At 64.6% G+C, this 3,693-nt stretch carries 5 protein-coding genes; 2 read left to right on the top strand and 3 right to left on the bottom strand.

All coding sequences use genetic code 11. The annotated features are described in order from the left end of the window. From EOC06_RS18215 to EOC06_RS18205, 3 genes are all read right to left on the bottom strand, one after another. Positions 1-723 (bottom strand): CBS domain-containing protein (locus tag EOC06_RS18215; protein ID WP_245469739.1); only part of this gene is annotated, 723 nt, incomplete at its 3' end. After that, positions 720-1,856, bottom strand: a complete 1,137-nt coding sequence (aroB, locus tag EOC06_RS18210) for a 3-dehydroquinate synthase (protein ID WP_128308426.1) — start codon at positions 1,854-1,856, stop codon at positions 720-722. The genes aroB and EOC06_RS18215, both read right to left, overlap by 4 nt. Next, a complete protein-coding gene (locus EOC06_RS18205) occupies positions 1,853-2,464 on the bottom strand; it encodes a shikimate kinase (RefSeq protein WP_128308425.1) in 612 nt (203 codons plus the stop codon). Before EOC06_RS18205 ends, aroB begins: the two co-directional genes overlap by 4 nt. A gap of 210 nt (positions 2,465-2,674) precedes the next feature. Here EOC06_RS18205 and EOC06_RS18200 point away from each other — a divergent pair, with 210 nt between their 5' ends. Further along, entirely contained in the window at positions 2,675-2,827 is a 153-nt protein-coding gene (locus EOC06_RS18200) for a histidine kinase (RefSeq protein ID WP_127266685.1), read from the top strand. Positions 2,828-2,861: 34 nt separating this feature from the next. Continuing rightward, on the top strand, positions 2,862-3,693 hold an 832-nt coding region (locus EOC06_RS18195; RefSeq protein WP_164898639.1), incomplete at its 3' end, for a site-specific tyrosine recombinase XerD.

The raw sequence follows: 3,693 nt of genomic DNA, 5'->3' as shown, positions 1-3,693 counted from the left end.
CCAGTCGAGAGCCCGGTTGAGGTCACGGATCGGCACCGTACCGTCGACGACCACGGAGCCGTCGGCCTCCTGCTTGACGCCCTGTATGTCGACATCATGCTCGTCGGCGATCTCGCCGACGATCTCCTCGATAATGTCCTCCAGCGTCACCAGCCCTTCGACCTCGCCATACTCGTCGACGACGACGGCGAAATGCGCCTTGCGGCGAAGGAAGGCGTTGAGCTGTTCCTGCAAGGTCGTGGTGTCGGGCACGAACCAGGGCTTCGAGGCGATCTTCATCACATCGATCCTGGAGAAGTCGTTGCCGACTTCGTTCAAGGCGCGCAGCAGATCCTTTGCATGCAGCACGCCGACGATGTTGTCGAGCGAGCCTTTCCACAGCGGCATGCGGGTGTGCGGGCTTTGCAAGATCTCGCGCACCACCGCTTCCGGCGCATTGTCGGCATTGACCGAGCGCATGTTGGTGCGGTGGACCATGATGTCGGAGACTTCGAGTTCGGCGAGATCGAACAGGCCGCCGACGCGGTCGCGATCCTCGCGCACCACCTGGCCGTCGCGGCGGAAATCGTCGACCGCGCCGCGCAATTCGTCCTGGCTGGAACGCTGCGGCTCGATGCGTGAAAGCTCGTAGCCGAACATGGCAAGCAGGCGCGTGCGCACGGCAACGAGCAGCACGATGAGGATGGCAAGGACGGCGACGACGATCCAGCCGGGCTCGTTCATCTCCGGTCGCTTTCCTTCGGGTGATTCTCCCTGAGGAACGACAGCACTTCCGAGGCCGGCACGTCCTTGGCGATGAAGGCCTGGCCGATGCCGCGCGTCAGGATGAAGGTCAGCGCGCCGCGCGACACCTTCTTGTCCTGGGTGATGAAGGCAAGCAGCGCCTCGGCATCAGGCAATTCGCCCGGGATGTCCGCTATCCGCCAGGGCAGGCCGACCGCGCGCAGATGCGCCTCGATGCGCGCGGCATCGTCGGGGCTGGCCAGATTGAGCCGCGACGAGAACCGGTAGGCCAGCGCCATGCCTATGGCGACCCCTTCGCCATGGACGAGGCGGGCTCCGTCATACTGCGTGGCGGCTTCCAGCGCGTGGCCGAATGTGTGGCCGAGATTGAGCAGCGCGCGGTCGCCGGTCTCGAATTCGTCGCGCGCAACCATTTCGGCCTTGGCACGGCAGGCTTCGGCAATCGCCTGCGCCCTCTCCGGCCCGCCGGCAAAAACCTCGACCCAATTCTTTTCCAGCCAGGCGAAAAATTCCGGCCGGTCGATGAGCCCGTATTTGGCGAGCTCGGCATAGCCGGCGCGGAATTCCCGGATCGGCAGCGTGTCCAGCACCCCGGTGTCGGCCAACACCAGTTTCGGCTGATGGAAAACGCCGACGAGATTCTTGCCGCGAGGGCTGTTGATGCCGGTCTTGCCGCCGACCGAGGAATCGACCTGCGCCAGCAGCGAGGTCGGGATCTGCACGAAATTCATGCCGCGCCGCACGATGCCGGCGGCAAAGCCCGCAAGGTCGCCAATAACGCCGCCGCCGAAGGCGATGACGATGTCGCCGCGTTCCAGTTTCGCAGCCAGCACACCGTCGACCACCTCTTCGAGATGAGCAAAACTCTTGGTCTTCTCGCCGGGCGGCAGCGTGATGATGGCGGGCTGGATGCCACCCGTGTCGAGCCCGGCCTTGAGCGCATCGAGATGCGCTGCCGCGACATTGGCGTCGGTGACGACCGCGGCGCGTGTGCCCGGCAGGCGGCCCGATATCTCGGCGCCCGCGCGGGACAACAACCCCGAACCTATCAGGATATCGTAGGTCCGGTCGCCAAGGCCGACTTCGACGACAACGGGTGCCTCGATGCTCACTGTTCCACCTCGCCCGTCGCCGTCGTCTCATCGATGCCGAAATGCCGGCACAGCGCGTCCACCACCTCGGTCGCGATGACTTCCTTGCGGTCGTCGCGGGTCGGCACGGTGACATCAGATGTCGCGTAGACCGGATAGCGCTCGCCCATCAGCCGCTCCAGCACGGCGCGCGGATCGGCACTTTTCAACAATGGCCGGTTCTGTTTCTTGGAGACGCGGTCCATCAGAAGGTCGAGCTCGGCCTTCAGCCATACCGACACGCCCTGCGCTGCAATCGCCTCGCGCGTCTGCGCATTCATGAAGGCGCCGCCGCCGGTCGACAGCACCTGCGGGCCGTTTTCCAGCACGCGCTGGATGACGCGCTGCTCCAGCGCCCGGAATTCGGTCTCGCCATAGCGCTCGAACAGCTCCGGAACGGTCATGCGCGAGACGCTTTCGATCTCCTGGTCGCTGTCGATGAAGGGCAGCGCCAGCATCGTCGCCACCTTGCGGCCGATCGCCGTCTTGCCGGCACCCATCAATCCGACGAAGACGACGGAACGGCTGCCCAGCCGGCCAAGCAACGCGGCGTAGGTCTCGTCTGGAGGATTTGCTGGCAACGCGTTCATCGGATGTTTCGAAGGCCCTCTTTGCCGGCGTATCGACATGAAAAGCCCGTTTGCGTCAAGCGTGGCAAGCGCCTTGAACCCGACATGGACCAGCAGGGTCTGCATCAGAAGTTGCTAACAGGCCTCCGCTTCTTCCTTGAATTGGCCGGATTGGCGTCCCATAAGGGGACAGGGTTTGGAAACGCAGAACAAGAAGACGGGCGAAAATTGATGCCGACACTGTTTCGCTTTGTCGTGGTAACAGCGATTCTGGCAGGTATTGCCTATGGTGCGATGTTCGCACTGGTGATGTTCGTCGAGCCAAAGAAGGGCGAAATGAGCGTGCGCATCCCTCCGGAAAAGCTGAACCCCAAGAAAAGCTGAACCCGAAGAAAAGCTGAACCCGAAGAAAAGTTGAATGAACGGCGCCGCCCGCATCGAAGCCTTTCTGGAAATGATGAGCGCCGAGCGGGGCGCGGCTGAAAATACGCTTTCCTCCTACCGCCGCGACCTTGAGGACGCTTCTGGCGCGATCGATGGCGGGCTGGCTGGTGCCGCCGCCGCCGATATCCGCGCCTATCTCGACGACATTGCCGCCCGCGGCTTTGCCGCCACGTCGCAGGCGCGCAAACTGTCGGCGATCCGCCAGTTCTTCAAATTCCTCTACGCCGAAGGCCTGCGGGGCGATGACCCGACCGGCACGCTGGACAGCCCGAGAAAGGGCCGCCCGCTGCCCAAGACGATGAGCGAGGCCGACACCGGCCGGCTGATCGACCGAGCGGCGCTTGAGGCCGGCGATGCCTCGTCGGGCGATGGGGACAGTCTGGCGTCACTGCGCCTGCATGCGCTGGTCGAGGTGCTTTACGCCACCGGCCTGCGCGTTTCCGAGCTGGTCGGCCTGCCGGTGACGGTGGCGCAGCGCGACGACCGTTTCTTCATGGTGCGCGGCAAGGGCGACAAGGAGCGCATGGTGCCGCTCTCGGCCAAGGCACGCGCGGCGATGAAGACCTGGCTTGCCGCCCGCGCCAGGGTGCCAGCCTTTGCCGACAGTCCGTTCCTGTTTCCGGCCGCCTCCGACAGCGGCTATCTCTCGCGCCAGGTCTTTGCGCGTGACCTGAAAGGGCTGGCGGCAAGGGCCGGCATCGCCTCGGCGAAGATCTCGCCGCACGTGCTGCGCCATGCTTTCGCCAGCCATCTCCTGCAGAACGGCGCCGATCTCCGGGCCGTGCAGCAATTGCTTGGCCATGCCG

Origin of the sequence: Mesorhizobium sp. M7A.F.Ca.MR.362.00.0.0 (assembly GCF_004023175.1) — a bacterium.
Taxonomy (GTDB): Bacteria; Pseudomonadota; Alphaproteobacteria; order Rhizobiales; family Rhizobiaceae; genus Mesorhizobium.
Note: the sequence above shows the minus strand (reverse complement) of the source record. Positions and strands in the feature narration are given on the sequence as shown.